This is a genomic window from Corallococcus macrosporus DSM 14697, assembly GCF_002305895.1.
Lineage (GTDB): Bacteria > Myxococcota > Myxococcia > Myxococcales > Myxococcaceae > Myxococcus > Myxococcus macrosporus.
In genome coordinates, this window is sequence record NZ_CP022203.1 from 7,738,029 (window position 1) to 7,762,924 (window position 24,896).

Annotated in this window: 20 protein-coding genes and 1 pseudogene; 12 read left to right on the top strand and 9 right to left on the bottom strand. The window is 70.5% G+C overall.

The features are described 5' to 3' along the window. Positions 1-83: 83 nt before the first annotated feature. The 3 genes from MYMAC_RS31265 to MYMAC_RS31275 are packed head-to-tail and all read left to right on the top strand — an operon-like array spanning position 84 to position 2,838. Positions 84-1,253: a HEAT repeat domain-containing protein gene (locus MYMAC_RS31265; protein WP_095960714.1), complete on the top strand. Its 1,170-nt coding sequence runs from the start codon at positions 84-86 to the stop codon at positions 1,251-1,253. Beyond that, entirely contained in the window at positions 1,253-2,239 is a 987-nt protein-coding gene (locus MYMAC_RS38470; RefSeq protein WP_095960715.1) for a HEAT repeat domain-containing protein, read from the top strand. The genes MYMAC_RS31265 and MYMAC_RS38470 overlap by 1 nt, the downstream gene beginning before the upstream one ends. Before the next feature lie 50 nt (positions 2,240-2,289). Next, positions 2,290-2,838: a M23 family metallopeptidase gene (locus MYMAC_RS31275; protein WP_013937874.1), complete on the top strand. Its 549-nt coding sequence runs from the start codon at positions 2,290-2,292 to the stop codon at positions 2,836-2,838. A gap of 74 nt (positions 2,839-2,912) precedes the next feature. Here the strand turns inward: MYMAC_RS31275 and MYMAC_RS31280 are convergent, their stop codons facing one another. Continuing rightward, positions 2,913-3,323 carry a DUSAM domain-containing protein gene (locus MYMAC_RS31280; RefSeq protein WP_239989127.1) on the bottom strand — a complete coding sequence of 137 codons (411 nt, stop codon included), beginning with the start codon at positions 3,321-3,323 and terminating at the stop codon, positions 2,913-2,915. Between the two features lie 637 nt (positions 3,324-3,960). On the opposite strand from MYMAC_RS31280, the gene MYMAC_RS31285 reads away from it, so the two are divergent. Continuing rightward, positions 3,961-4,497, top strand: coding sequence for a VOC family protein (locus MYMAC_RS31285; RefSeq protein ID WP_095960716.1), 537 nt, complete (start codon positions 3,961-3,963; stop codon positions 4,495-4,497). Positions 4,498-4,504: 7 nt separating this feature from the next. Here MYMAC_RS31285 and tpx read toward each other — a convergent pair whose 3' ends face one another. From tpx to MYMAC_RS31315, 6 genes are all read right to left on the bottom strand, one after another. Next, on the bottom strand, positions 4,505-5,020 hold the full coding sequence (gene tpx, locus MYMAC_RS31290; RefSeq protein ID WP_013937869.1) for a thiol peroxidase: 516 nt from the start codon (positions 5,018-5,020) through the stop codon (positions 4,505-4,507). A 32-nt stretch (positions 5,021-5,052) separates the two neighbouring features. Further along, entirely contained in the window at positions 5,053-5,985 is a 933-nt protein-coding gene (locus MYMAC_RS31295; protein ID WP_095960717.1) for an ROK family protein, read from the bottom strand. A gap of 14 nt (positions 5,986-5,999) precedes the next feature. After that, positions 6,000-6,551: an NADPH-dependent FMN reductase gene (locus MYMAC_RS31300; protein WP_095960718.1), complete on the bottom strand. Its 552-nt coding sequence runs from the start codon at positions 6,549-6,551 to the stop codon at positions 6,000-6,002. 1 nt (position 6,552) lies between these two features. Next, complete coding sequence (locus MYMAC_RS31305; RefSeq protein WP_013937866.1) at positions 6,553-7,923, bottom strand: phosphomannomutase/phosphoglucomutase; 1,371 nt, start codon at positions 7,921-7,923, stop codon at positions 6,553-6,555. Positions 7,924-8,062: 139 nt separating this feature from the next. Further along, positions 8,063-10,135 carry a serine/threonine-protein kinase gene (locus MYMAC_RS31310; RefSeq protein WP_095960719.1) on the bottom strand — a complete coding sequence of 691 codons (2,073 nt, stop codon included), beginning with the start codon at positions 10,133-10,135 and terminating at the stop codon, positions 8,063-8,065. 200 nt (positions 10,136-10,335) lie between these two features. Continuing rightward, positions 10,336-11,400 (bottom strand): mannose-1-phosphate guanylyltransferase, encoded by a 1,065-nt coding sequence (locus MYMAC_RS31315; RefSeq protein ID WP_095960720.1) that lies wholly within the window; start codon positions 11,398-11,400, stop codon positions 10,336-10,338. A gap of 43 nt (positions 11,401-11,443) precedes the next feature. On the opposite strand from MYMAC_RS31315, the gene MYMAC_RS31320 reads away from it, so the two are divergent. From MYMAC_RS31320 to MYMAC_RS31340, 5 genes are all read left to right on the top strand, one after another. Continuing rightward, entirely contained in the window at positions 11,444-14,317 is a 2,874-nt protein-coding gene (locus MYMAC_RS31320) for a GDSL-type esterase/lipase family protein (protein WP_095960721.1), read from the top strand. 1 nt (position 14,318) lies between these two features. Beyond that, a complete protein-coding gene (locus MYMAC_RS31325; protein WP_013937862.1) occupies positions 14,319-15,734 on the top strand; it encodes an MBOAT family O-acyltransferase in 1,416 nt (471 codons plus the stop codon). A 151-nt stretch (positions 15,735-15,885) separates the two neighbouring features. Then, positions 15,886-17,286, top strand: coding sequence for a DUF2254 domain-containing protein (locus tag MYMAC_RS31330; RefSeq protein WP_204817049.1), 1,401 nt, complete (start codon positions 15,886-15,888; stop codon positions 17,284-17,286). Positions 17,287-17,643: 357 nt separating this feature from the next. After that, a complete protein-coding gene (locus tag MYMAC_RS31335) occupies positions 17,644-19,398 on the top strand; it encodes a SulP family inorganic anion transporter (protein ID WP_095961753.1) in 1,755 nt (584 codons plus the stop codon). A 91-nt stretch (positions 19,399-19,489) separates the two neighbouring features. Next, the gene (locus tag MYMAC_RS31340; protein ID WP_013937859.1) at positions 19,490-21,154 is read left to right on the top strand and encodes an arylsulfatase; all 1,665 of its coding nucleotides are present in this window, start codon (positions 19,490-19,492) and stop codon (positions 21,152-21,154) included. Between the two features lie 207 nt (positions 21,155-21,361). Here the strand turns inward: MYMAC_RS31340 and MYMAC_RS38105 are convergent. Then, a pseudogene (locus MYMAC_RS38105) lies at positions 21,362-21,448 on the bottom strand (hypothetical protein); the annotation flags it as partial. 360 nt (positions 21,449-21,808) lie between these two features. Between MYMAC_RS38105 and MYMAC_RS31350 the strand changes: the two are divergent. The 3 genes from MYMAC_RS31350 to MYMAC_RS31360 all read left to right on the top strand — a co-directional run bounded on the left by MYMAC_RS31350 (position 21,809) and on the right by MYMAC_RS31360 (position 24,278). Then, the gene (locus MYMAC_RS31350) at positions 21,809-22,243 is read left to right on the top strand and encodes a YciI family protein (RefSeq protein ID WP_095960723.1); all 435 of its coding nucleotides are present in this window, start codon (positions 21,809-21,811) and stop codon (positions 22,241-22,243) included. 111 nt (positions 22,244-22,354) lie between these two features. Then, positions 22,355-23,719, top strand: coding sequence for a SitA5 family polymorphic toxin (sitA5, locus tag MYMAC_RS31355; protein WP_476695878.1), 1,365 nt, complete (start codon positions 22,355-22,357; stop codon positions 23,717-23,719). Positions 23,720-23,729: 10 nt separating this feature from the next. Next, entirely contained in the window at positions 23,730-24,278 is a 549-nt protein-coding gene (locus MYMAC_RS31360) for a hypothetical protein (RefSeq protein WP_095960725.1), read from the top strand. 9 nt (positions 24,279-24,287) lie between these two features. On the opposite strand, the gene MYMAC_RS31365 is transcribed toward MYMAC_RS31360, so the two are convergent. Then, positions 24,288-24,881: a CoA pyrophosphatase gene (locus tag MYMAC_RS31365; RefSeq protein ID WP_095960726.1), complete on the bottom strand. Its 594-nt coding sequence runs from the start codon at positions 24,879-24,881 to the stop codon at positions 24,288-24,290. Between the last annotated feature and the right edge of the window lie 15 nt (positions 24,882-24,896).

The following is a 24,896-nucleotide window of genomic DNA, read 5'->3' on the forward strand; positions in this document are numbered from 1 at the left end:
TTCTGGCAACCCCCATTGCCAAGCCCCCCAAATTCAAAGTATCCAAGAATTCGCAGGAATCACCGACTCAACCCCTCTCCCTGATGACTTCCAGAAACCTTCGTTGGACCGTGGCCGCGGGCGTCCTGCTGGTCGCGGCGGCCGTGGCCTTGCTGTGGCCACGGACCGTCCCCTCCCTCCCCGACGCGTCGCCATCGGTCGAGCCCACCGCATCGGCGGCGTCCAGCGCTCCAGGAGCACCTCGAGCCAGCGCCGCGAGCGCCGCGCCCACGGAGCCCGAGCTCGCGGTGGAGCAGATTCCCATGCCCGGGTGCTGGGACGGCCTGCACGCCTTCGACGCCTCGGTGTCCATGGACACCTTCCGCCAGGCGCTGGTGATGGCCATTGGCAACGGCGACCGGTACCTGGCGGCCTACCTCCAGGAGCGGCTGACGGAGCTGGTGGGCGAAGACGCCTCCCGCGCGCTCCAAGTGCTCGAGTGGGCCAGGAGCGCCAGCGGACCGGAGCTGGGCATCTACATGGAGGCGCTGAAGGCCGCGCCCGCGGTGCATGCGCCGCAGGTGGCGCAGGGCCTGTTGAAGATGGGCGAGGACCCAGGCGCGCCCCTGCAGACGCGCGGCGCCGCGCTGGACGCCCTGGAGACACAGCGGAAGCTGGCGTCTGGCGACATCCAGCGGCTCAAGAAGCTGGCGCTGGACGAGACGCTGGACTCCACCGCGTGGGTGGCCACGCGCACGCTGGGCCGGGTGATGAACGAGGACTTCGACCGCACCGGCAACTACGCGCCCTATTGGAAGGAGCTGCTGGACATCGGCGGCACGTCCGACGACATGGCCGTCCGGCTGCTCGCGCTGGAGATGCCGTCGTATTCGAACCCGCTCATCGGCGGAGAGTCCTTCGACTCGCTCAAGCGCATCCTGGCCAACGACCGCGAGCGGGACGTGCGGGAGATGGCGGCCTTCCGCCTGGGGCTCACGAGCGAGCCGGACCAGGCGCTGGAAATCTTCCGGGCCGCCTTCCAGGCCGAGCATGACCTCTGCGTGCGCTGGGCCATCTTCCGCTTCGCCGTCCGCGCGGGCGGCGAGAAGGCGCTGCCGCTGCTGGAGCAGTTCGCCACCCAGGACCCGCGCTTCACGCAGGACTACCTGGACTTCAAAGCCCTCTACGCGTCGGGCACGGTGGACTTCGCCCGCATCTGGCTGGGCAAGCGCGAGTACCACGACTGCCTGGTCGAAGAAGGAGCGCCGCACTGATGTCCCCCCTGTCGATGAAGCGAGTGGGGCGCGCGGCGCTCCTGGTGGCCCTCTCTTCCCTGCTGCCCGTGACGGCGCGCGCCGAGGCGTCGCTCCGCCCCGCGCAGTGCACCGTGCAGGGCATGTTGGAAGACGTGCGCGCGGCGATGAAGCGCGGCTCTCCCGCGCTGAAGCGCTACGTGAAGATGCGGCTGAAGGAGGCCGCGCTCGCCATGCCCGCGGAGTCCCTGCTGGCGGCGATGAGTGATGAGCAGGACCCGGAGGTGCTGGAGGCCCTGGGCGCGGCGTTGGCCACCAAGGCCAGCAACGCGGAGGACCCGGGCCTCATCCAGCCGCTGCTGGCCCGGGCCACCGGGGATTCGGACCCGGCCTTGCGCGCGGCGGCGGTGCGCGGCCTGCGCGGGGTGCCCTCCGTGGAGTTCATGGAGAAGAACGGCGGCGTGGTGACGTACGAGCAGTTGGTGCGTGACCCCTCTCCCGAGGTGCGCGCGGCGGTGGCGGACAACATCGTCACCGAGAGCGCGGACGTCTACAGCGGCCATGACCGCCGGGTGTCGGAAGCGGCGGTGTCCGCGGCGGCGGCGTCGGAGGACCCGGCGGTGGCGGCGAAGCTGCTGCGCGAGGTCTCCATGGAGGCCGTGGGCCCCGAGGCGGTGGAGCAGGTGACGCGCCAGCTCCGCGCGGAGGACCCGGCGGTGCGCGCGGCGGCGGCCACGGCCCTGGGCGGCGTGCCTGGCGGCGAGGCCGCGGGTGCGCGAGGCTCGCTGGTGGACCTGTTCCGGGAAGACAAGGACCCGGCGGTGCGCAAGGCGGCGCTCCAGGGGATTGCCCGGCTGGGCCAGTCTCACGCGGTGCCCGTGCTGGAGTCGCTGCGCGGCGTGGACCGCGCGATGGATGCGGAGATCGACGCCTGGGTGTCCGTCCTGAAGCTCAACCTCCAGGAGTGGGAGCTGGTGCTGCGGGAGAAGCAGCGCCGCCGGAGGTGACCCCTGCATCACCGCAGTACGCAGCGCTACAACAACGAGGGAGTCTCTTGATGAAGACGATGAAGCTGACCATGGCGGGCCTGGTGCTCGCCGCGGCGGGTTGGGCCACGTCTGTCACGGCCGCCACGGCCGTGGGCCCCATCTGTGACACCGCGGCGCGCGTGGGTTCCACGACGTACTACTCGTGCTCGGGCGGCAGCCACAACGCGCTCGACATGAGCAACGGCACCTGCAGCGTGTGGAACCACCGCGGGATGATCAACGTCAGCCGCCACTACGTGTACTACGGCGGCTGTGCGAACAACTGCAGCGGCGGCACGAGCTGCAACGGCGGCGCGGGCAACTACTACATCACCTCGGGTGGCAGCGGCTGGCAGTTCCGCCAGCTCCACCTGAACTCCAACGTCTCGTCCGGCACCAAGACGTGCGACCGCTGCGCGCTGGGCCTCGTGGGCTCCACGGGCAACTCCACCGGCGCGCACGTCCACGCGGACAACCGCCAGTACGGCACGCGCAAGACGGCCTGGTACACCAACGTCGGTACGACGTGCGGCTCCAGCGCGTACTGCAGCAACCGCGTCGGCACGCCCACGCTGTAGGCACTTCGAATCCTGCTTCACCCACACCCCGCCCCGTCCCGGTGCCGCGATGCACTGGGGCGGGGTTTCTCGTGTCACTCCAGGTGGCTGAGCTCCGCTTCCGCGTGCTGTCGGTACAGGGGTACGACTTCGACAGCGAGAACATCTTCCAAGCATTGCCGGGCGCCAGGCATGTCCCCAGATTCCACGAGGCGATTGGACTCGGAGATGGCGCGCATCAGACGTTGCGAACCTTCTCGGATGCGGCGGCGTACTTCGCGGACCAGCTCGACGCTTCCCGAACGCGTCATCAAGGCACGGTGAACCTCCGCGTCGGGTACGACGACATCGCGCGCGACCCGGCGGAGCAACTCCGACACCTCGGGCGTCAGCTCCAGTTCCTCCCCCCGAACGAGTTGGCGCTCCAGCGCGGCAACCTTGTCCCAATCGTGCGCGTCACGCATCAACGAACCTTGCCCCTTCGCCAGCAGAGATGAAACGGCCATTCACGCTGACCTTCGCAGTTCCGGAAACAGTCGTAGCAGTCGCCCTCCCATCCCTTCTGATTCCTGCAGGCGACATAAGTATCCATGCAGTGCTGCTTCCATCCAGCGTCGGCTGATGCCGCAGCATCCTCTGAAGCTGCTTGCGTCGCTTCGTTGAGGACCCGCGCACCGTTGAGGAGTCCCGCAGCCTCCGCGGCACTGACTCCGCAGCTCTCAGGGCCCCATTTCTTGATACAGCAGACCACAGAGGACTCGCCGGGTTTGCATTCAACGACCGACGCCTGGGCGAGGTACGCCGAGTCCACGACCTCGGGTCGCCCTCCTGCACACCCGGCTGCAAACAAGCCCCCGAGCAGCGCGGAAGTTGGCATGGCCAACATCCGGCCCAGTGTCATGGTTTGGCTCGACATGACGCGAATTCAAACAGAAGAGTCGGCAAACCTGAGTCCGTTTGTGTGCTGGCAGTGAAAGCCAGCAACTCCGGATGGACGACTCGGTCGGCACTGAATGTTCCCCCGCCCACGACTGAACACCCATCCGTCCCCCGAGGCAGTCGGATTGACGGGGCACTGAAGCAGGAAGCACCCTGGACAGGCATCTCTGTCGACGTTCCCCTCGGCCCAGGAGCGTACCTGCCATGCCATCTGCCTCGTCCCTGCGCGGCATCGACCACATCGGCATCACCGTGCCGGACCTCAACGCGGCCACGGCCTTCTTCATCGAAGCCCTTGGCGCGGAAGTCCTCTACGACACCTTGGCGAAAGGCCAGCCCCCGCAGGAAGGCGCAGATTTGCAGCGGCGCCTGCGCTTCCTCCCGGGCTCCAGCATCCGCGCCATGCGCATGCTCCGCCTGGGCAACGGCCCCAGCATCGAGCTGTTCGAATACGCCGCCCCCGAGCAGCGCCCGCCGGCCCGCCCCAATGACCTGGGCCTCCAGCACCTGGCCGTCTACGTGGATGACATGGACACAGCGCTCGCGCGCTTCCAGGCAGCCGGAGGCGAGGTCTTCTCGAGCCCCCACGAGCTGCCCGCGCTGGAGCAAGGCCCGGGCAACGCCTTCTGCTACGCCCGGGCGCCTTGGGGCACCCTCATCGAGTTCATCAGCTACCCGTCGCCCCAACCCTACGAACAACAGACCGCGCTGCGGCGCTGGAAGCCACCGGAGCGCGGCTGAGACACCGTCACAGCGACTCGCGAACCGCCTTCAGCGCGCCGTCGTAGTCGGGCTCGTGCGTCATCTCCGGGACGATCTCCCGGAACACGACCTTGCCCTCCCGGTTCAACACGAAGGTGCTGCGCGCCAGCAGCCCCAGCTCCTTCATGTACAGGCCGTACTTCTCACCGAACTCGCGGTCCTTGTAGTCCGACAGCGTGGTGACGTTCTGGATGCCCTCGGTGCCGATGAAGCGCCCCAGCGCGAAGGGCAAGTCCAACGTGATGAACCACACCTTCACGTCCGGCCCCAGCGCGGTGGCCTCCTTGTTGAACGCGCGGAGCTGCGCCGCGCACACCCGCGTGTCCACGCTGGGCGCCACGCTCAACACCACCACGCTGCCCTTCACGTCCGACAACCGCACCGTGTCGTTGAGCCCCTTGTAGACGGTGAAGTCCGGAGCGGCGTCGCCCACCTTCACCTCGTCCCCCACCAGCGTCACCGGCTGACCCTTGAACGTGACGATTCCCTTGTGCTCGGCCATGGAATGCCTCCTCCTCCGGAAAGGGGCGCGGCCTACTTCACCAGCAACGCCGCGCCAATCAGACCGCTGTCATCTCCCAGCTCCGCGTCCGCGATGAGCAGCCCCTCACGAGACGTCATCGAGGACCACTGGCGGACGCCCTCCTCCGCGCGGCGGCGCAGCCCCGGGCAGTGGCTCAACACCCCGCCGCCCAGCACCAGCCGCGCCGGGTTGAGCATGGTCACCATGTTGGCCACGGACAGGGCAAGGAAGCGCGCCGCCCGCTCATAGACTTCAACCGCCGCCGCGTCCCCCACCTCCGCCGCCTGCTCCAGCGTCACCGGGGTGATGCGCGCCGGGTCACCGCCCGTCAGCCGCGCCACCTCCGGCGAATCGCCGCTGGCCAGCAGCTCGCGCGTCTGCGCGATGAGGTTGTGACCGCCCACGTAGGCCTCCAGGCACCCCAGCTCGCCGCAGCCGCAGCGGCGGCCACCCGGAATCACCTTGATGTGGCCCAGCTCGCCCGCCACGCCGCCGCCGCCGTCCACCAGGTGGCCGCCCGCGATGATGGCGCTGCCCACGCCCGAGCCCACGAACACCACCAGCATGTCCTGCGCGCCCCGGCCCGCGCCCGCGTGCAGCTCGCCCCACGCCGCCGCGGCCAGGTCGTTCACCACGCGCACCGGGTGCCCCAGCCGGTCCGTGAGCAGCGCGCCCAGCGGCACGTTGCGCCAGCCCAGGTTGGGAGCAACCGACAGCACGCCCGAGTCCTTGTGAATCTGCCCGGCGGCCGCCACCCCGCAGGCCCCCAGGGGCACCCCGGCGGCCTTCACCGCGTCCGAGGCCGCCTGGGCAATGGTCTCCACCACCCCCGAGGGGCTGCGCTCCACCAGGGCCACCTTGGCGGCGGCGAGCAACCTGCCCACCCCGTCCACCACCGCGGCGCGGGCGAAGGTCCCCCCCAGGTCGATTCCAAGCGTTGGCATGGGCGCGTCCTCTCTTACGGCTTCAGCTTGGAAACCAACGCGGCCGCCAGGGCTTCCACTTCCTTCTGGCGCGCCTCGTCCTTCAGCTTTCCGTCCGGGGAGAAGGCCTCCCCCGCGCGGGCCATATGCACCTGCGTGGGCAGCACGTGCGCCCCCACGGAGGACATCACCTGCCGCAGGTGCGGCTGCATGCGCGCGGTGCCGAAGCCGCCGGGCGTGGCGCCCATCATCGCCACCCACTTGTCCTGGAAGAGCCGCCCCGGCGGGCGGGACACCCAGTCGATGGCGTTCTTCAGGCCACCGGGGATGGAGGAGTTGTACTCCGGGCTGGCGATGAGCAGGCCCTGGGCCTTGCCCAGCCGCTCGCGCAGCTCCTCCACGGGCGCGGGCAGGGCCTTGGCCTCCACGTCGCCGTCGTAGACGGGGAGCGCCAGCGCCTTCAGGTCCACCACGTCCACCTCCGCGCCCAGCGAGCGGGCGTGGGCGACGGCGATGTCCAGGAGCTTGCGGTTGAAGCTCCCGGTCCGGAGGCTGCCACTGATGGCGAGGATTCGCGGCGTCGTCATGTCAGCCCCCGACCTCGACCTTGACCTTCTCCACCGTGCCCTCGATGAGGGCCTGGATCTCCTTCAGGCGCTCGGGCGTGTTGGCCTCGAAGCGCAGCACCAGGATGGGCTGCGTGTTGGAGGCGCGGATGAGGCCCCAGCCGTCTGGGAAGGTCACGCGCACGCCGTCCACGTCGATGATGTCGTGGCCCGCGTCGCGCAGCGTCTCCGTGGCGCGCTTGACCATCTCGAACTTCTTCTCCTCCTTCGTGTCGAAGCGCAGCTCCGGGCTGGCGTACGTCTTCGGCACGTCGGAGAGCAGCTCCGACAGGGTCGCCTTCTCCTGCGTGAGAATCTCCAGCAGGCGCGCGGTGGAGTAGATGGCGTCGTCGAAGCCGAAGTAGCGGTTCTTGAAGAAGATGTGGCCGCTCATCTCGCCGGCCAGCTCCGCCTGGGTCTCCTTCATCTTCGACTTGATGAGCGAGTGCCCGGCCTTCCACATGACGGGCTTGCCGCCGCGCTTCGCGATGTCGTCGTACAGCGTGTAGCTGCACTTCACCTCGCCGACGATGGCCGCGCCCGGGCTCTCCTTCAGCACGTAGCGGCTGAAGAGCACCATGAGCTGGTCACCCCAGAGGATGTTGCCCTGGTCGTCGATGACGCCGATGCGGTCGCTGTCGCCGTCGTAGGCGATGCCCACCTCGGCCTTCTCGCGCTTCACCGCCGCGATGAGGTCCTCCAGGTTCTCCACCACCGTCGGGTCCGGGTGGTGGTTGGGGAACGTCGCGTCCATCTCACAGAACAGGGGCACCACGTCGAAGCCCATGCTCTCGAAGAGCGGCACCGCGATGGCGCCGCCCGTGCCGTTGCCGGCGTCGATGACGATGCGCATCCCCTTGCGGCCCACCTTCACCGTGCTGCGCACGAAGTGGTTGTAGGGCGTGATGATGTCGTACGGCGTCACCGTGCCCGGCTTGGACGACACCTCGAAGTCCCTGGCCTCGATGAGCTTGCGCAGGGCCTGGATTTCATGGCTGTGGAAGGTCGTCTTCCCCGCGCCAATCTTGAAGCCGTTGTACTCGGGCGGGTTGTGGCTGCCGGTAATCATCGCCAGGCCGTCCACCGGCAGGGTGTTGGCGGCGAAGTAGGTCAGCGGCGTGGGGACCACGCCCACGTCGAACACGTTGAGGCCGGTGGACGTCAGGCCCGCGCAGAGCGAGTCCCGGAAGCGGGTGGAGGACTCGCGGCAGTCGCGGCCCACCGCGATGGAGCGCCCGCCCTGGCGACGGATGATGGTGCCCAGGCCCTTGCCCAGCAGCTCCACCACCTCGGTGGTGAGGTCCTTATCGACCAGGCCTCGGATATCGTATTCGCGGAAGATGTGCGCGTTCATGAAGGTGTCCCCGCCCCCGTGACGACGGAGGGCATGGCAGAGGGCGGCGGACTCTACACGAGCGCGGGCCAGGGGGGCACCCGACCCGAGGGCGCCCCGGGCCCGTTGGAGGGCCAAGGGGCCTAAAGAGGCACCCGCGCTACGGCAGCGAGGCGGGGTGGGCCACCGGAGCCTCGTGGAGCACGGGGGGCAGGGAGGGCACCAGGCCCTGCGCCCGCTGGCGCAGCTCCTGGTAATGCCTCAGCCAGGACACGTTGAGCGGGTCCAACGCCAGCGCGTCCGCGTAGCGGGACAGCGCGGCGCGCAGGGCCCGCTGCACCTCCAGGGCATGTCCCTGGGTGAAGAGCGCCCGGGCCCGCGCCTCCGAGCCCGGCCGGGCCGCCAGGAAGGCGTGCCGCAAGGGCTCCACCTCCTCGTCCGGCAGCCCGGCCTCCACGCAGCGGGCCAGCCCGGACAGGTTGCCCCGCACGGCGTCGAAGCCGGCGCGGCTCAGCGGCTCGCCCAGCGTGCGGCGCGCGGACTCCACCCGCCCCCTCAGCGACTCCAGCGCGCGGCGCTGCGCCGACGGCAGCGCGCGGCCCCGGAAGCCCTCCAGCCGGCGCAGGGCGGCGCTGGCGCGGCGGCGAAGCTCCTCGAAGTCGGCGTCGGGCCGCGCGCCCAGCAGGGCATACGGGTCCTTGGCGGCCTCGGCGGCCCGGGCGAGCAGCCGCGCCAGCTCCCCATCCGGGCGCGGCTCCGGCCGGCGGCCCTCCTCCAGCATCCACGTCACCCACTCGCGCAGCGCCGGGCCGGGCTCGGCGAAGTGGATGAACGCGCCCGCGGCCACGCCCCAGGTCCGGGCCTCGTCCCCCGTGACGTGGCGGACCACGTCGCCCTCACACGTCGTGGCGCGCCCCGCGAAGGACAGCGACACCCCCAGCCGCGCGGCCAGCGGCGGCAGCGCGCCCTCGTCACACGCGGCGAAGAAGCCGTCCACCGACACGTCACTGGCCACCACGCGCGTCCAGCCCTCCGCGAGCCGCACGCGGACATCCAGGCCCGCGGGCGCGGCGACGCGAGGGGCCGGCGCCTCCAGCACCGGCGCCGCGTGGGCCGCCGCCCGCAGCGCCAGGTGCAGCGGCGTGGCGCCGTCCTCCGGAATGGCCTGGCCGAAGATGGTGACGTTGCCTTCCGGCACCCGCATCTCCGGCAGCAGCAGGATGGGCTCCCGCGGCGCGGGCTCGGAGGCCTCGTCCACGTCGTCGAGCGCGAGGTCGATGTCCACCAGCAGCTCCACCTCGTCCACCAGCGCCGACTCGCGCTCCGCCGCGAGGACCCGCGGGTCCATGCAGCGCGCCAGCGCCTCGCGGAACGCGCGGGCATCCGGGAAGCGCTCGGCGGGCCGCGGGGCCAGGGCCCGCAGCAGCACCGCGGACAGCGCGGGCGGCACGCAGGGGTTGAGGCCATGCGGCTCCGGCGGCGCCAGCTCGCCCGCGCGGCCGATGCCGAAGGGCAGCCGCCCCGTGAGCAGCAGGTAGCCCACCACGCCCAGCGCGTACACGTCCGCGCGGCCATCCACGGGCTCCCCCGACCACTGCTCGGGCGCGATGAAGGCCGGCGAGCCCACCACCATGCCGCGCGCCCGCTCCGCGGGGGACAGGCTGGAGCTGAGGATGGCGCTGGCGCCGAAGTCGAGCACCTTCACCCGCCGCTCGCCACGCGCGTCCCGGGTGAGGATGAGGTTGTCCGCGGACAAGTCCCAGTGCATGAGCCCGCGCGCGTGCGCGGCCTCCACGGCCTCCAGCGTCTGCCCCAGCAGCTCCACCGCCTCCACGGGCGTCAGCGGCATGGGGAGCCGGGAGAAGGACTCGCCGTCGGCGTACTCCATCAGCAGGCACGGCAGGCCGCCCGGCCCCGGGCGCGCGTCCAGCACGCGGGCCACGTGCGGGTGGACCAGCTCACGCAGCGCGCTCGCCTCCGCGTAGAAGCGGCGCTGCATGTCCGGCTGCGCCGCCAGGTGCGGGTGCAGCACCTTCACCGCGAAGCGGTGCCCCGTGGGGAGATACTCGGCCAGGTACACCGTGCCCAGCGCCCCCGCGCCCAGCCAGCGCCGGAAGACGAGCGGCCCGTGCCGGTGCCCCTCCAGGCAGCTCGCCGACACCGCGACGCCGTCATGCACCGCCGGGCACGCCGCCCCGGCCGGATGGTCCACGTCACACCGCATGCAGGCCATACCCCATCACCCTCTGCCGCCCCGGAGCGGGGCAGGCGGAGGGGGCCTTGCAACCGGCGTGCAGAGGACCCTTGTCCGCTCATGGACAGAGCAAGCCCCCAGGTGGCCGAGGTCGCCGGTGAATCAGGGGCTCGCGGCCGGTAATTCTTCCAGGGGCGGAGCCGGGCGTTTCTCCAGCGCACCCGCCCCCACCTGGGCACCTACAGGTACTTCGTCAGCTTGCGCGCCTTGAGCGCCTCCACGACCTTGCGCACGTCCTGGCTCTTGTCCTTGGGCACCACCAGCACCGCGTCGCCGGAGTCCACCACCACCATGTCGGTGAGGCCCACCACGGACAGCGGCCGCTTGTCCGCCAGCACCACGCAGTTGTGGCAGTCCACCACCACGGCCAGGTTGCCGGACACCACGTTGCCGTGGGCGTCCGCGGGGCGCACCTCCGGAATCGCCGCGAAGGAGCCCACGTCCGACCAGCCGAAGTCTCCCGGCAGCACCGCGATGTTGGAGGCCTTCTCCATCACCCCGTAGTCGATGGAGGTGGAGGGCAGCTTGGGGAACACCTTCTTCAGCACCGCGCCGAAGGTCCGCTTGCCCGCGGCCTTGCGCAGGGCGTCCAGGCCCTTCTGCATCTCCGGCATGTGCTTCGCGAAGGCCTCCAGGATGACGTCCACGCGGAAGACGAAGATGCCGCCGTTCCACAGGTAGTCCCCGGAGGACACGTAGCCGCGCGCCGTCTCCAGGTCGGGCTTCTCCTTGAAGGCCCGCACCTTGCGTCCGCCGCCCTCCAGCGCGTCGCCGAGCTGGATGTAGCCGTAGCCCGTCTCCGGGCGCGAGGGCTTGATGCCCAGCGTGACGAGGTGCCCCGCCTCCGCCAGGTCCGCCGCGTCCGCGAGCGTGCGCTTGAAGCCGGGCACGTCCGCCACGTGGTGGTCGGAGGGCAGCACCACCATGACGCCCTGGGGGTCCCTGGCGGCCACCTGCACCGCCGCCAGGGCGATGGCGGGCGCGGTGTTGCGGGCCACCGGCTCCACCAGCAGGTTCGCCCTGGGCAGCCCCTTCACCAGCTTCGCCGCGGCCTTCGCGTGCAGCGGGCCACAGACGATGAAGGTGTCCTTCACCGAGGCGAGCCCCTTGAGGCGCGCGGACGTGTCGGTGATGAGCGGCAGCCTGGAGGCCAGCGGCAGGAACTGCTTGGGCCGCGCCTGACGGGACAGCGGCCAGAAGCGGGTGCCGGAGCCACCGGCCATGATGACGGGGTAGAGGGCCATTGCGGGTGTTGCACTCCTAGGGCCCCGGACCCAGCCGGCGGCCATGGCGGCGCACCATACCGTTTCGGCCTCGCCGGGAAAGGGGGACTCGCCCGCCCGCCCTCCAGACGGAGGGGCCATGAAGGGCGGTGAGAGTTTTGACCCGCCACCCAAAAGCCAGTCTCATGCCGCGCTGTTGGACTTCCTCAAGGCCAGATCCACCGGGCTGACGCTCATCCTCACCGTCGCGCTGGCGCTGGGGTTGTCGCTTGCCCCGGTCCCAGACGCCCTCCGGCCCCTCCCGAGTCTCCAGCGAGGTCCCCTGCCAGAGAAGCTGGTGGCGCTCGTCCGGCCGGCCTCGGTGTCGGGCGGGCGCGCCGCGCGTCCGCCCGGCGAGGTGATGACGGCGGGCGCGGACGCCGCCAAACGCCCCCCGGCGGAGACGGAGGAGGTGGAGGACGAGGCCGACGCCGGGGCGCTGGTGGCGGAGCCCCTGCCCGCGGTGCCCACCGCGCCGGGCATCGGGCTGGAAGAGCTGAGCGCCCCCACCCTGGCCCGCGCGAAGGACCTGGAGGCCCTGCGCGAGCGCATGGGCGCCCAGCACGTGGACCTCGAGCTGAACTGCCGCAAGGCGGGGCCGGACGGGCGCTGCGTGGAGGACGGACTGGCGCCCTTCACCCGCGCCCTGGCCGAGCTGCGCGCGGACGCCCGGCGCCTGCCGGTGCGCGTGGTGCACCTGGGTGACTCGCTGGTGGCCTCCGACCACATCACCGACCTGGTGCGCGACCGGCTCCAGGAGCGCTTCGGCGCGGGCGGCAAGGGCTTCCTCTTCATCACCCGCCCCGCCAGCGCGGGCCGCTGGACGCGCTCCGGCCGGGGCTCGGACGGCTGGGAAATCGAGCGGCTGGTGGACACCCGGTGGCCGAGGGACAGGGTGGGCTGGACGGGCGTGGCCTTCAGCTCCGCCAAGGGCTCGCAGAGCACGCGGTATGACGTGGAGGGCTCGCGCGTGGCGGAGCTCTTCTTCCTGGCGCAGCCGGCCAGCGGCTCCGTGCAGTTCTCCGTGGACGGCAAGCCGCTCCAGCGCATCCACACGCGAGGCTTCTCCAAGAGCAAGTCGGAGGCGGCCTTCGCCCGCGTGAAGCTGCCGCGGGGCGCGAAGACGCTGACGCTCAGCACCTCCGGCAAGGTGGAGCTGCACGGCATGACGCTGGAGTCGGGCACGCCGGGCGTCGTCTACGACACGGTGGGCCTGCTGGGCGGCATGGCGGAGGTGTACCTGCGCGCCCAGCCCGCCGCCTTCCGCGCCCAGCTCCGCCAGCGCAAACCGTCCCTGGTGGTGATGATGGTGGGCGGCAACGAGGCCTTCTTCTACTCGCGCGGCCGCACGACGCTGGAAGCGGTGCGGGAGCAGGTCCGGGAGCTGATGTCCCGCGTGCGCGCCAACGTGCCGAACGCGGCGTGCCTGCTGATGGCCCCCATCGACGCGGGCGTGCGCACCATGAGCGGCGAGGTGGTGTCACGCCGGGGCACAAAGGAGATTGGCGACATCTACCGCGAGGAGGCCCGCGCGGCGGGCTGCGCCTTCTGGGACGCCTACGCCGCCATGGGTGGCGAGGGCGCCGCGCTGCGCTGGTTCGAGGAGGGGCTGATGCTGGACGACCTCGTCCACCCGCGCGCCCGGGGCTCGGACCTGCTGGGCCACCTGTTCGACCTGTCCCTCCAGCGCGCCTTCGCGAAGAGCCGGGCGCCGCTGCTGGCCGTGGTGGACCCCATGGGCCTGCAGGACGCGGACACCGCGCTGGTCCGCACCTTCGACAAGCTGAAGCGCCGCGAGGCCGGCGAGCCCGTGCGCGTGGGCGTCGCGCAGCTCGGCGGCTCGCATACCGCGTCCCACTTCTTCACGGACGCGGTGCGAGAGGTGCTGACGAAGCGCTTCGGCGACGCGGGCCGGGGCTTCGTCGCCGCGGGCAAGGCGTCCTCCCGCCTGGAGCCCGCGGGCGTGACGCGGACGCTGGAGGGCGACTGGACCCTCGAGGACGCCCGGAACACGCCCTCCGGTGGCCCCTGGGGCCTGACGGGCATCCGCGCCGTGGGCGGCCCGGGCGCGAAGCTGCGCATCCAGTTCTGCAAGGACTGTCCGGAGGCGAAGGGGACCTCGGGCCGGTTGGATTTGTACTCGCTGGACGCGCCGGACGTGCGCGCGCCGGACATCGCGGTGGACGGCGAGCTGCTGCCGCCGGACGCGCCCCCGCCAGAGCCGTTGACCCAGCCCACCGTGCGCATCCGCTCCTTCCCCGTCACGGGGCACGCGCACACCGTGGAGGTGACGGCGCCCAGGGACGGCAACGTCACGGTGCTGGGCGCGGCCCTGGAGTACGACACGCCGGGCGTGGTGTACGACGCGCTGGGCCTGCCGGGCGCCACGGCCGCCACGCTGGGGGACATGGACGCGGCGGCGGTGGACTCGCAGTTGGCGTCGCGGCGGCCGGACCTGCTGGTGTTCTGGTACGGCACCAACGAGGCGAGCCGGCCGGAGCTGGACGCCTCCGCGCTGCGCCGGGACTACGCCGCGCTCTTGACGCGGCTGCGCAAGGCCACCAACGCGGAGTGCCTGGTGATGGGCCCCACGGACCGGCTGGCGCGGGACGCCAACGGCCGGTGGAGCGAGGCGCCCGCGCTGGCCTCGGTGTTGAACACGCTGCCGCAGGTGGCGAAGGACGCGGGCTGCGCGTACTGGTCACCGCGCGCGGCCATGGGCGGCGAGCGCGCCATGCTGCGCTGGCAGCGCATGCAGCCCGCCCTGGGCCACGCGGACGGCGTCCACCTGACGCCGGAAGGCTACGCACGGCTGGCGGGGGCCTTCTCCCGGGAGCTGCTCACCGCGTACGAGGCCCACAAGAAGGCGGGCCCCACCTCGCGCGTGGAGGACAACTGACGTGCTGTCGCACAGCGTCCAGTACCTCATCTTCGTCATCGCGGTGTTCGCCCTGTACTGGGCGGTGCACCGGCACTACTGGCCACGCATCGGCGTGCTGCTGGTGGCCAGCCTCTTCTTCTACGCGGCCTTCACGCCCTTCCCCATCCTCATCTTCCTGGTGGGCGTCACGGTGGACCACCTGTGCGTGAAGGGCATGGCCCGCGCGCAGTCACTGGGGGTCCGCAAGGCGCTCGTCACGGTGTCCGTCGTCTCCAACCTGGGCCTGCTCGCGGGCTTCAAGTACCTGGAGATGCTGCGGCAGACGCTGCTGTCGCTGCTGGCGCCGTGGGGGATTGAGGTCCGCGCCGAGCCCTTCGACCTGCTGATGCCGGTGGGCCTGTCCTTCTTCGTCTTCCAGGCCATCAGCTACACGGTGGACGTGTACCGGGGGAAGGCGAGCGCGGAGCACTCGTTCATCGAGCACCTGCTGTACCTGCTCTTCTTCCCGCGCGTGGTGAGCGGCCCCATCGTCCGGGCGTCGGAGCTGATGGCGCACTTCCGCCAGACGCCTGGCCTCACGCCCGAGGCCGGCGGCCACGCGCTGTTCCGCATCGCGGTGGGCCTGGTGAAGAAGCTGGTCATCGCGGACGTGCTGGGCGCGGGGCTGGTGGACCCCGTCTTCGCCGCGCCGGAGAAGTACGCCTCCGCGGAGTGCATCGTCGCGGCGGTGGCCTACACCTTCGAGCTCTACTACGACTTCTCGGGGTACTCGGACATCGCCATTGGCGTGGCGGCGCTGTTCGGCTTCACCTTCCCGGAGAACTTCAACCGGCCGTACCTGGCGAAGAACATCGGCGAGTTCTGGAACCGGTGGCACCTGAGCCTGTCCACCTGGCTGCGGGACTACCTGTACCGGCCCCTGGGCGGCAACCGCGTGTCGAAGCCGCGCGTGCTGTTCAACCTGATGACGGTGATGGTGCTGGGCGGCCTGTGGCACGGCGCGGACTGGCGCTTCGCCGTCTGGGGCGCGGTGCACGGCATCGCGCTGTGCATCTCCCGTTGCTGGGAGTGGTCGGTGGGCAAGCCGGAGTCCCCGGGCATCCCCCGCGTGGCGCTGGGCATGCTGACCACGTTCACCATCGTCGTGTTGACGCGCGTGGTGTTCAGGGCCGCGGACATGGCGCACGCGGGTGAGTTCTACGAACGGATGATGGCGGGCGTGCCCGGCATCGCCAACGTGAGCCCGCTGGTGTGGGCCATGCTGGCGGCGGCCGTGTTCTTCCACGCGGTGCCGATGAAGCTCTACACGGTGTCGTCGGACCTCTTCGTCCGCATGCCGGTGCCGGTGCGCGCGGTGGTGCTGGTGGTGCTGGGCCTGGGCATCCGCCACCTGTCCGCCGTGGAGACGCGGCCGTACGTGTATCTGCAGTTCTAGGCGAGCCGCCGGGCCCCGGCTCCCCGGGCCCTCGCCTCCGTCTTGCCGCCGGGGCGGAGTGTTCCCAGTCTCAGGGGGGCGGGCCCGGCCACCGTGCCAGCCCGCCTGGGCGCGCTGGCGCAGGGCCGGTGCCGTGGCGGAGGGACTGCGCATGGCGGGCATCCAGGCGCGCTCCCGCGTGGCCATGGGGCATGGCGTCCCCAGGGACGGCCCTCCGCGAGACGCCGCGCCCATCCAGTGGTGGCTGCGGCATCGGGTGTGGCTCTCGCCCGTGGTGGGCGCGGTGGTGGGGGCCTGCCTGGGCGTGGTGTTCGTGAGCCGGCCCGTGTTCGCGGCGAGCGTCCTGCTCGGCGTCGCCTGGCAGGCCACCGCCACCGAGGCGCGGGACATGCTCTTCACCGTGTTGGGCATCGCGCTGACGTCCCTGAGCATCGTGTTGTCCCTCTCCATGCTCGTGGTGCAGAACGTCTCCGAGCAGTTCACGCCCCGGCTGCTGCGGCATTTCGTGCGCGGCGCGGGCATCCGCGTCGTCATCCCGGTGTTCGTCGCCACGAGCGTCTTCTGCCTCGTGGCCGCCCACGAGTTCGGGCTCGTCGCGGGCGCCGAGCGCGCTCCCCGGCCCGCGCTCGGCCTGGCCATGGTGCTGCTCATTGCATGTGAGGGCGCGCTCGTCTTCCAGGTGCTCCACACCATCCAGACGATGCGCGTGGAGAACATCGTCCAGCAGGTGCGCATGGACACGCTGCGGGTCGCGCACAGGATGGAGCGGCTGCGCTCAGCGGATGTCCAGGCGCCAGCCAGGGCACTGGCGCCCACGGGTGAGGCGTGGCCCCTTCGCGCGCCGCACAACGGCTTCGTCGTCTCCGTGGATGCGCGGGCCCTGCTGGAGGTGGCGACGGCGCGGCGGCTCGTCGTTCACCTGGAGCGGGCCATTGGCGAACCGGTGATTCAAGGCACGGCAGTGGGCTGGTTCGCGCCGGAGGACCGCCTCGCCCCGGCTTCGTGCGAGGAGACCGAGGCCGTCCTGCTCCGGGCCCTCCGAACGAACCGCTGGCGGGACGAGGACGTGGACGTCGCGCTGGGGGTGCGCCAGTTGGTGGACGTGGCCATCAAGGCGCTCTCGCCCGGCATCAACGACCCGTACACCGCCGTGGAGGCGTTGGATCAGCTCATCTTCCTGATGTGCGAGCTGAGCCGGATGCGGCTGGGCCCGCGCGTGGTCCCCGACGCGTCCGGCAAACCACGCGTCTTCCTGCATGCCCCGTCGCTGCGCGACTACCTGGACCTGATTACGGACCAGACGCTTCGCTATGGCGACAGCGAACCGACCGTCGTCATCCGGCTGCTGCGGCTGGCGGGCACCGTGGGGCAATGCGCGCGGAGCGCCGACGCGCGCCAGGCGGCGCTCGGGACGCTGCACCTCATCCTGGCGGCCACGGAGCGGAAGCAGCAGGACGCATCGTGGCTTGGGAGCATCCGCCGTTACGCGGAGTTGATGGCGCAGGCGCTGGAGGGAAGGCCCCTGCCTCCGCTCCCCGCCATCGGGTTCTGAGGACTCACCCGGCGGCACGCTCTCGCAAGAGCGCGAGCAACCCACCCGCCCCCAGGAGCAGGGCGAGCAACGCCAGACAAGCGCGGACCAGGAGCTGCACGGCCCTGTCGAAGGCATGGTCCACCCAGCCCCGGGCAACACGCGGCGAAGAGCAGGACCATCAGGCCCGCGAGCAGGCGCCCTGGGCGAGCGAGAGCGGGGCACATGGGACTGCGGCCGACAGTGCGCCCGCCCCCTCCGTCCGCCAAGCCGCCTGCAAGTCCGGGGGCCCGTTGCATCGCGGACGTCGGCGGATTGCGCGGCGGCTGGGGCGTCCTCAGCGTGTGGCGGGGAACATCGGCACGAGGGGACCTGGTGGTGAGCGACCTGGCGGCGCGAACATGGCGAGCGGTCCGGCGGGGGCCACCGGGCCTGCGCCAGGCGCGCGACTATCAGCGCCGTTGGTTCCGGGAGGACCTGCTCTCCTCACTCACGATTGGCGCGATGCTCATCCCCCAGGGCCTGGCCTATGCGCAGCTCGTGGGCGTGCGCCCCGCGGCGGGGCTCTACGCGGGCGTGGTGGGCATGGTGGCCTACGCGCTGTTCGGGCCCTCGCGGCACCTCATCATCGGTCCGGAGGCCGGTGCCGCCATCCTCAGCGCCGCGGCGCTCGCGCCGATGGCCGCGGGAGCGGACGCCGCCCGCTACGCCTCGTTGGCGGCGCTGCTGGCGCTGCTGGTCGGCGGGCTGAGCCTGCTCGGAGGACTGCTCAAGCTGGGCGCGCTCGCGGACTTCCTGTCCAAGCCCATCCTCATCGGCTACATCAATGGCGCGGCGCTCATCATCATCGGCAGCCAGCTCGCGCGGCTCTTCGGGCTGGAGCGCCACGCCGACACCTTCACGGGGCAGGTCCACGAGGTGGCCACCCACCTCCGCCAGACCCACATCCCGACGCTCCTGCTGGGGCTGGGCGTCATCACCCTGCTCGTGCTGCTGCGGCGGCTGCTCCCCAAGGCGCCCGGTCCGCTCATCCTCGTCGTCCTCACCACGGCGGCGGGGGCGCTGTTCCAACTGGAGCATGGCGGCATCAAGGTCGTGGGCCCCCTCGCCGCCGAGCCTCCCACTCCGAGCCTGCCGTCCCTGCGCTTCGACGACGTGCGGGCGCTGCTCCCCGCCGCCTTCAGCCTGGCGCTCGTCAACTACGCCAGCTCCGTCCTGACGGGCCGGCTCTACGCCGACAGGTTCCGCTACCGGCTGGACAGCAACCAGGAGTTCCTCGGTCAGGCCGCCGCCAACCTCGCCAATGCCTTCAGCCAGGGGTTCCCCGTGACGGGAAGTGACTCGCGCACGGCGGTCAACGTCTCCATGGGTGGGCGGACCCAGTTGGTGGGGGTGCTCGCCTCCGCCGTGGTGCTGGTGTTCGCGTTGTTCCTCACGCCCCTGTTGCGCGACCTGCCCATGGTGACGCTCGGCGCCATCGTCTTCGTGGCCGCGGTGTACCTGCTGCAGGTCCAGGCCATCATCGACCTGTGGCGCGTGCGGCGCGTGGAGGCGGTGCTCGCGTGCGTGACGATGGTGGGGGTGCTGGTGCTGGGCATCCTCCAGGGAATCCTCGTCGCGGTGGCGCTGGCGCTGGCGGACCTCATCCGCCGCGCCGCCCGGCCCCATGACGCGGTGCTGGGCCAGCGCGAGGGCATGCCCGGCTATCACGACATCGAGCGCGCCGAAAACACGGAGACCGTGCCTGGACTCGTCATCTACCGCTTCGATGCGCCGCTGTTCTTCGCCAACGCGAGACATCTGCGGGAGCAGGCCCGGTCCCTGATTTCCAGCGCGGAGGCGCCCGTGCGGTGGTTCATCATCGATACGTCCGCCGTGTTCGACATGGACGTCACCGCGGCGGAGGGCCTGGAGAAGCTGCGGCGCGAGTTCGAGGACGAGGGCGTGGTGCTGGGCATCGCCGAGCCCCGGGCGCCCCTGCGCGTGCTGCTGCGGCGCACCGGGCTGCTGGAGCGCCTGGGCCCGCAGAACGTGCATGCCACCGTGGGAGCGGCCGTGCGCCATTTCCTCAAGGACGCCGGCGCGAGGCACCCGCGTGCCGGTGAGCCTCCGGCGCCCCCTCCCGTGCACTGAGCGGGGCGCGGCAGGACGCTGGAGTGCCCCCTCCTTCCGGACCATGCCCCCACGGCGCCACGTGCACACCTCTCCGTCCAGGAGGCGACACATGGCAAGCAAGGCGAAGCCCACGGGCAATGGAAATGGCAACGGCAAGCAGGCGCGGGGCAAGCCCAACATCCTGGTCATCTGGGGCGATGACATCGGGCTCTGGAATGTCAGCGCCTACAACCAGGGGATGATGGGCTACCGCACGCCCAACATCGACCGCATCGCGAAGGAAGGCGCGATGATGACGGACTGCTACGGCCAGCAGAGCTGCACCGCGGGCCGCGCGGCCTTCATCACCGGAATGAATCCGCTCCGCACGGGGCTCACCACCATCGGCATGCCCGGGGCGAAGTATGGGCTCCAGGACTCCGACCCCACCATCGCGGAGCTGCTCAAGCCGCTGGGCTACACCTGCGGCCACTTCGGAAAGAATCACGTGGGTGACTCCAACCCCTACCTGCCCACCGTCCACGGCTTCGACGAGTTCTACGGCAACCTCTACCACCTCAACGCGGAGAACGAGCCGGAGTGCCCGGACTACCCGAAGGACCCGGCCTTCAAGGCGCGCTTCGGCCCGCGCGGCGTGCTCCACAGTTGGGCCACGGACCGCGATGACCCCACCGATGACGAGCGCTGGGGCGTGGTGGGCAAGCAGCGCATCGAGGACACCGGCCCGCTCACCCGCAAGCGCATGGAGACCGTGGACGGGGAGTTCCTGAAGGGGACGCTGGACTTCATGGAGCGCGCGGTGAAGGACGGCAAGCCGTTCTTCCTCTGGCACAACACCACGCGCACCCACGTCTGGACCTACCTCCAGGAGAAGTACCAGAACGCCACCGGCTACGGCCTCTACGCGGACGCCATGCGGGAGCTGGACGACATCGTCGGCGCGCTGCTGGCCAAGCTGGACGAGCTGGGCATCGCGGACAACACGCTGGTGGTCTTCTCCACCGACAACGGCGTGGAGAAGATGGGCTGGCCGGACGGCGGCAACTGCCCGTTCCGGGGCGAGAAGGGCTCCACCTGGGAGGGCGGCGTGCGCGTGCCCTGCCTGGTACGCTGGCCGGGCGTCGTGGAGGCCGGGCGCGTCATCAACGACATCTTCGCGCATGAGGACTGGATGCCCACGCTGGTCTCCGCGGCGGGCGGCCCCACGGACCTCGTGGAGCAGTGCAGGCGCGGCTACAAGGCGGGAGACAAGACGTTCAAGGTCTACCTGGACGGGTATGACCAGAACGGGCTGCTCTCCGGCAAGGAGGCGGGGCGCCGGCACGAGTTCATCTACGTGCTCGACAGCGGGAACCTCGCGGCCGTCCGTCACGACGACTGGAAGCTCATCTTCAACTACCAGGATGGCGAGGGCCCGGACATGTGGTTCAGCGGCAAGCGCTTCGACCCGACGTGGCCGTACCTCATCAACCTGCGCTCGGACCCGTTCGAGTACGGACCGAATGCCGGACAGTACCTGCGGTGGTACGGGGAGCGCATGTTCACCTTCGTGCCCGCGCAGGCGCTGGTCCAGAAGTTCGCCCAGAGCCTGCTCGACTACCCCCCCAGCCAGGCTCCGGGCAGCCTGAGCATCGGCCCCATCAAGGAGCGGGTGAAGCGGCAGTTGCAGGAGGAGCGCGAGCGCCAGGAGGAGTCCGGCATCGGAGACCAGGTCATGGCGCTGGCCAATGACGTGGAGAAGTTCATCCGCCGCTTCCAGCAGTCCCACGCGTAACCCCGCGCGGCGCCGGGCGGCGGAGCACCAGCCGCCGCCCGTGCCCGCTACACGCGCGCGGGCCCAGACGGCGCCGTGTCGCCGCGGTCCACGCGGCGGCAGCACGTGCGCGTCGCTGTATTCGGGCAGCGGCCGGAAGAAGCGCCACAACGTCGTGGCCGCGAGGATGCCCACGCCGAGCATCAGGAAGCGCAGCAGGCCATAGGCCAGGCGCGTCAGGCCTGCCTCCACGGACTCCGTTGCCAGCTCCAGCGAGCCGAGCGTGACGACCGTCGCGGGCACCAGCAGCTCCACCCCGCCGCCAATGCCTGGAGAGGCCCTTCGATGAAACGTGCGAGCGCGGCGAGCAGCCGGCCCCCTTCGTTCAGCGCTCCACGAACCATGCTCCCTCCTGGCGCGCCGCGCCCCACACTGCCTTCCAGGACGGTGATGCCGGCATCAACGCTCCACAACGCCGACTGGAGGGCGTGGGCAGAGGGCCCGCTGGGCCCGGCCGCCCATGGAACTCCCTGATATTGCTGCACTTCCATGCCCTCCTTGAGGCCAAGGCGAGCGGGCTTCCCGATTTTTTCGCCGCGTGTCGATCCGCCCCGGGTTTATTCGTCGCCCTTTTGAACGAGGCCGCAGCGCCTCCCGAACCGAAAGGAAGCACCGATGCGCGTCATGGTCATTGTGAAGGCGACGAAGAACTCCGAGGCCGGCGTGATGCCCGACGAGAAGCTGATGACCGACATGGGCAATTACAACGAGGAGCTGATGAAGGCTGGCGTGCTCCTGGCTGGTGACGGTCTCCACCCGAGCACCAAGGGCAAGCGCATCCGGTTCGCGGAGGGGAAGAAGCGCGTCATCGACGGTCCGTTCGCGGAGACGAAGGAGCTCATCGCCGGCTATTGGATCTGGCAGGTGAAGTCGATGGACGAAGCCGTGGAGTGGGCGCGCCGCTGCCCGCCCCCCATGCCCGGCGAGGAGTCCGAGCTGGAGATTCGTCCCGTCTTCGAGGCCGAGGACTTCGGCGCCGAGTACACGCCGGAGCTGCGCGCCCAGGAGGACAGGCTGCGCGCGGAGCTGGAGCAGAAGCAGAAGGCGTGAGGCGGCGCGGAGTGAGGCCCGGTGCCGCCGGGCCTCCTCGGGTCGTCAGAGCCGGGTGCTAACGCCTGATGGGTGCTCCCACGGACTCGGAGCACGCGTCAGGGGGACGGCATGACGTTGCGTGGGGCAGTGGCGCTGCTCGTGAGCGTGCTTCTCGTGGGCTGCACGACACCGCGAGTCGTACGCCTGGAGACGGGACAGGGCGAGCCCATCGTCTACATCCCGCCGAAGAACGCGAAGCAGGTCGAGGTGGATGAAGACGCGTTCCGGAATGTGATGACCCGGCTCGTGCTCGACATGCGCTTCTCCCTTCGCGAGGAGGAGACGGGGCGTCCACGAGTCCGGCTCGCCTCGTGGGGTTCAGCGTCCCAGGGGGCCGGGCACGACTATGGCGCCTGGTGCTCCCGCCAGGACAGTCCTGGCGAGTGCCTCACGCTCCTGGAGGGTGGCTTCTCCTTCCTGGATGCCAGGGCCCGTCGGCAGATGGCGCTCGCCTTCGCCTGGGACGGCGTGTGGGAGGGAGTGCAGGACGCGGTGCAGGAGGTCGTCAATCCGCTCGCGCTCAAGGCCATGCTGACGTCGGCCATGGCCGCGTACATGTTCCTTGTCGTCGCGCCGGAGCCCGTCACCAAGGTCGTCGCCGTCGCGCTGACGACCTTTGTCCTCGCCTACCTCGGCGTGGACGCCTTCATGAGCCTCGTGGAGGGCTGGCAGCGCCTGTCCGCGGACACCGAACGAGCCGTGTCGTTCCGGGAACTGGAGGACGCGGGGCACCGCTTCGGCCAGGTCATGGGGGAGAACGGCGCACGCGTCCTCATCCTCGCGCTGACGGCGGCGCTGAGCGGCGGTGCCTCAAGCATGGCCTCCAAGGGGCCCACGCTCCCTGGCTTCGCCAGCGCCGCGCTGGCCGCGGAGACGCAGGCCGGCTTCCGGCTGTCCGCCGCGATGGCGGGGGGCGTGCGCTCCATCTCCGTCGCCGAGGGCGTCATGACCGTGGGCATCGCGCCCCATGCGGTCGCCATGACGGCTCGCGGGCCTGACAAAGAGCCCACACCTGGGGTTGATAGCACTGCATCCGAGCAGTTGCTCCCTAACCAGCAACCCGATTTGCTTCCTGTAGAGCTAGAACGAGCGCGCAAGCTCGGGGTCCGTCCCACTCGCGTGGATTCGGCTGAGTTCGCACGCTATGCCACCGAGGACCGCGTGAAGTGGGTGCTCACTGCAGACGGCCAGCTACAAATCGTCCCGCACACTTGGAGGGGACTGGAGATCTCCCACGCCGTCGCCAGCGGAGGCAAACCCGTGCTCGCGGCAGGGGAAGCAGAGTTGGCCGTCCACGGGTCCACGTATTTTGGTATCCGGATCACGTCTCAGAGTGGCCACTACCTCAAAGGTGCATCAAAGGTCACGAACAGTCGGGTCGTTGAGCTTGGACGAAGAGCCTTCGCTCAATTTGGAATCACCTTTCCTCCCTGATGGAGGGGCCATGGAAGTGAACTCCTCGTTGGTCCAAACCGTCTTGAGGTGGCCGCTACCGCGGTTGAGGGCGTGGCTTGATGGACTTGCCGTCGGTGAGCCCGTCGACGGAAAGGACTTCAACTGGGATGTCTTCGCCTTCACCCTCGCGGCGCGAGCCCAAGAAGAAACGAGCGTGGAATGGGCCCACCTCGCGCTGCTGGTCTACGGCGTCCTCGCACAACGCCGTTCCGACGAAGCGGAATTCTCCATCAGGCTCTCAGAGATGAACCTGCGCGCGTGGATGATTGCGGAGGTCGGCCAGCGTGAGGGCGACTTCGTCCTCGACCCCGCCCCCATCGTCGCGTGGGTCCAGCGCCTGACGACAATGCCGCTGGAAGAGGCCGCCCGATGGGTGGCCCATGAAGACCTTCGCGCCATCCCTATCGAGAAACTCCAAGCCATGCGCAGGCTCAAGCACGCCCTCAAAATCCTGGCCCACGCCCTACCCAGGACGAATGTGGAGCAGAAGCACCCGGAGCTCATCCCCTGGCTCCAGCTCCGAGCTCGCCTCCCCTGACGCGCCGCCCTACCCCGCCCCGCCAGGCACCTGCGTCACGTGGCTCAGGAAGTCGCGAAGAATCCGCGCCGTCGCCCCCCAGATGACGTGCGTCCCGTACGTGTAGAAGTACAGGTCCCGCTCCGCCCCCAGGATTTCCTTCCGCTCCACGCGGAGGATGGACGGGTCCAGCAGGCCGGACAGCGGCACCTCCAGGATGAAGGCCACCTCCTCCGCGCTCGGCTGGTACTTCCCGTCCCCGGGAATCACACCGACAAACGGCCGCACCCGGTACTGCGAAATCGTGGGCACCTCATCCAGCATCCCCAGCACCCGCACGCCGCGCCGGTCGATGCCCAGTTCCTCCTCCGTCTCCCGCAGCGCCGTGTGCAGGGGCGTCGCGTCCTCCGGCTCGCGGCCCCCGCCCGGGAAGCTGTACTGGTCCGCGTGCGTCCGCAGCGTCGCGGGCCGGCGCGTGAAGAGCACGTGGGGCACGCCGTCCCGCTCGAACACCGGCACCAGCACCGAGGCCTCGCGCAGGGTCCACCCCGGCAGGTGCACCTCACGCGCCGGCCGCGCGGACAGCCGTGACTCCAGTGCCTGGAACAGCGCCTCCACACTCACGGCCCACGTCCTCCC

Coding starts and splice junctions, on each gene's coding strand:
- MYMAC_RS38470 (WP_095960715.1), top strand. CDS start 1,253: ATGTCCCCCCTGTCGATGAAGCGAGTGGGGCGCGCGGCGCTCCTGGTG.
- MYMAC_RS31265 (WP_095960714.1), top strand. CDS start 84: ATGACTTCCAGAAACCTTCGTTGGACCGTGGCCGCGGGCGTCCTGCTG.
- MYMAC_RS31295 (WP_095960717.1), bottom strand. CDS start 5,985: ATGCCAACGCTTGGAATCGACCTGGGGGGGACCTTCGCCCGCGCCGCG.
- MYMAC_RS31350 (WP_095960723.1), top strand. CDS start 21,809: ATGCGCGTCATGGTCATTGTGAAGGCGACGAAGAACTCCGAGGCCGGC.
- MYMAC_RS31280 (WP_239989127.1), bottom strand. CDS start 3,323: ATGGCCGTTTCATCTCTGCTGGCGAAGGGGCAAGGTTCGTTGATGCGT.
- MYMAC_RS31320 (WP_095960721.1), top strand. CDS start 11,444: ATGGCGGCGCACCATACCGTTTCGGCCTCGCCGGGAAAGGGGGACTCG.
- sitA5 (WP_476695878.1), top strand. CDS start 22,355: ATGACGTTGCGTGGGGCAGTGGCGCTGCTCGTGAGCGTGCTTCTCGTG.
- MYMAC_RS31315 (WP_095960720.1), bottom strand. CDS start 11,400: ATGGCCCTCTACCCCGTCATCATGGCCGGTGGCTCCGGCACCCGCTTC.
- MYMAC_RS31300 (WP_095960718.1), bottom strand. CDS start 6,551: ATGACGACGCCGCGAATCCTCGCCATCAGTGGCAGCCTCCGGACCGGG.
- MYMAC_RS31285 (WP_095960716.1), top strand. CDS start 3,961: ATGCCATCTGCCTCGTCCCTGCGCGGCATCGACCACATCGGCATCACC.
- MYMAC_RS31360 (WP_095960725.1), top strand. CDS start 23,730: ATGGAAGTGAACTCCTCGTTGGTCCAAACCGTCTTGAGGTGGCCGCTA.
- MYMAC_RS31310 (WP_095960719.1), bottom strand. CDS start 10,135: ATGGCCTGCATGCGGTGTGACGTGGACCATCCGGCCGGGGCGGCGTGC.
- tpx (WP_013937869.1), bottom strand. CDS start 5,020: ATGGCCGAGCACAAGGGAATCGTCACGTTCAAGGGTCAGCCGGTGACG.
- MYMAC_RS31305 (WP_013937866.1), bottom strand. CDS start 7,923: ATGAACGCGCACATCTTCCGCGAATACGATATCCGAGGCCTGGTCGAT.
- MYMAC_RS31340 (WP_013937859.1), top strand. CDS start 19,490: ATGGCAAGCAAGGCGAAGCCCACGGGCAATGGAAATGGCAACGGCAAG.
- MYMAC_RS31275 (WP_013937874.1), top strand. CDS start 2,290: ATGAAGACGATGAAGCTGACCATGGCGGGCCTGGTGCTCGCCGCGGCG.
- MYMAC_RS31330 (WP_204817049.1), top strand. CDS start 15,886: ATGGCGGGCATCCAGGCGCGCTCCCGCGTGGCCATGGGGCATGGCGTC.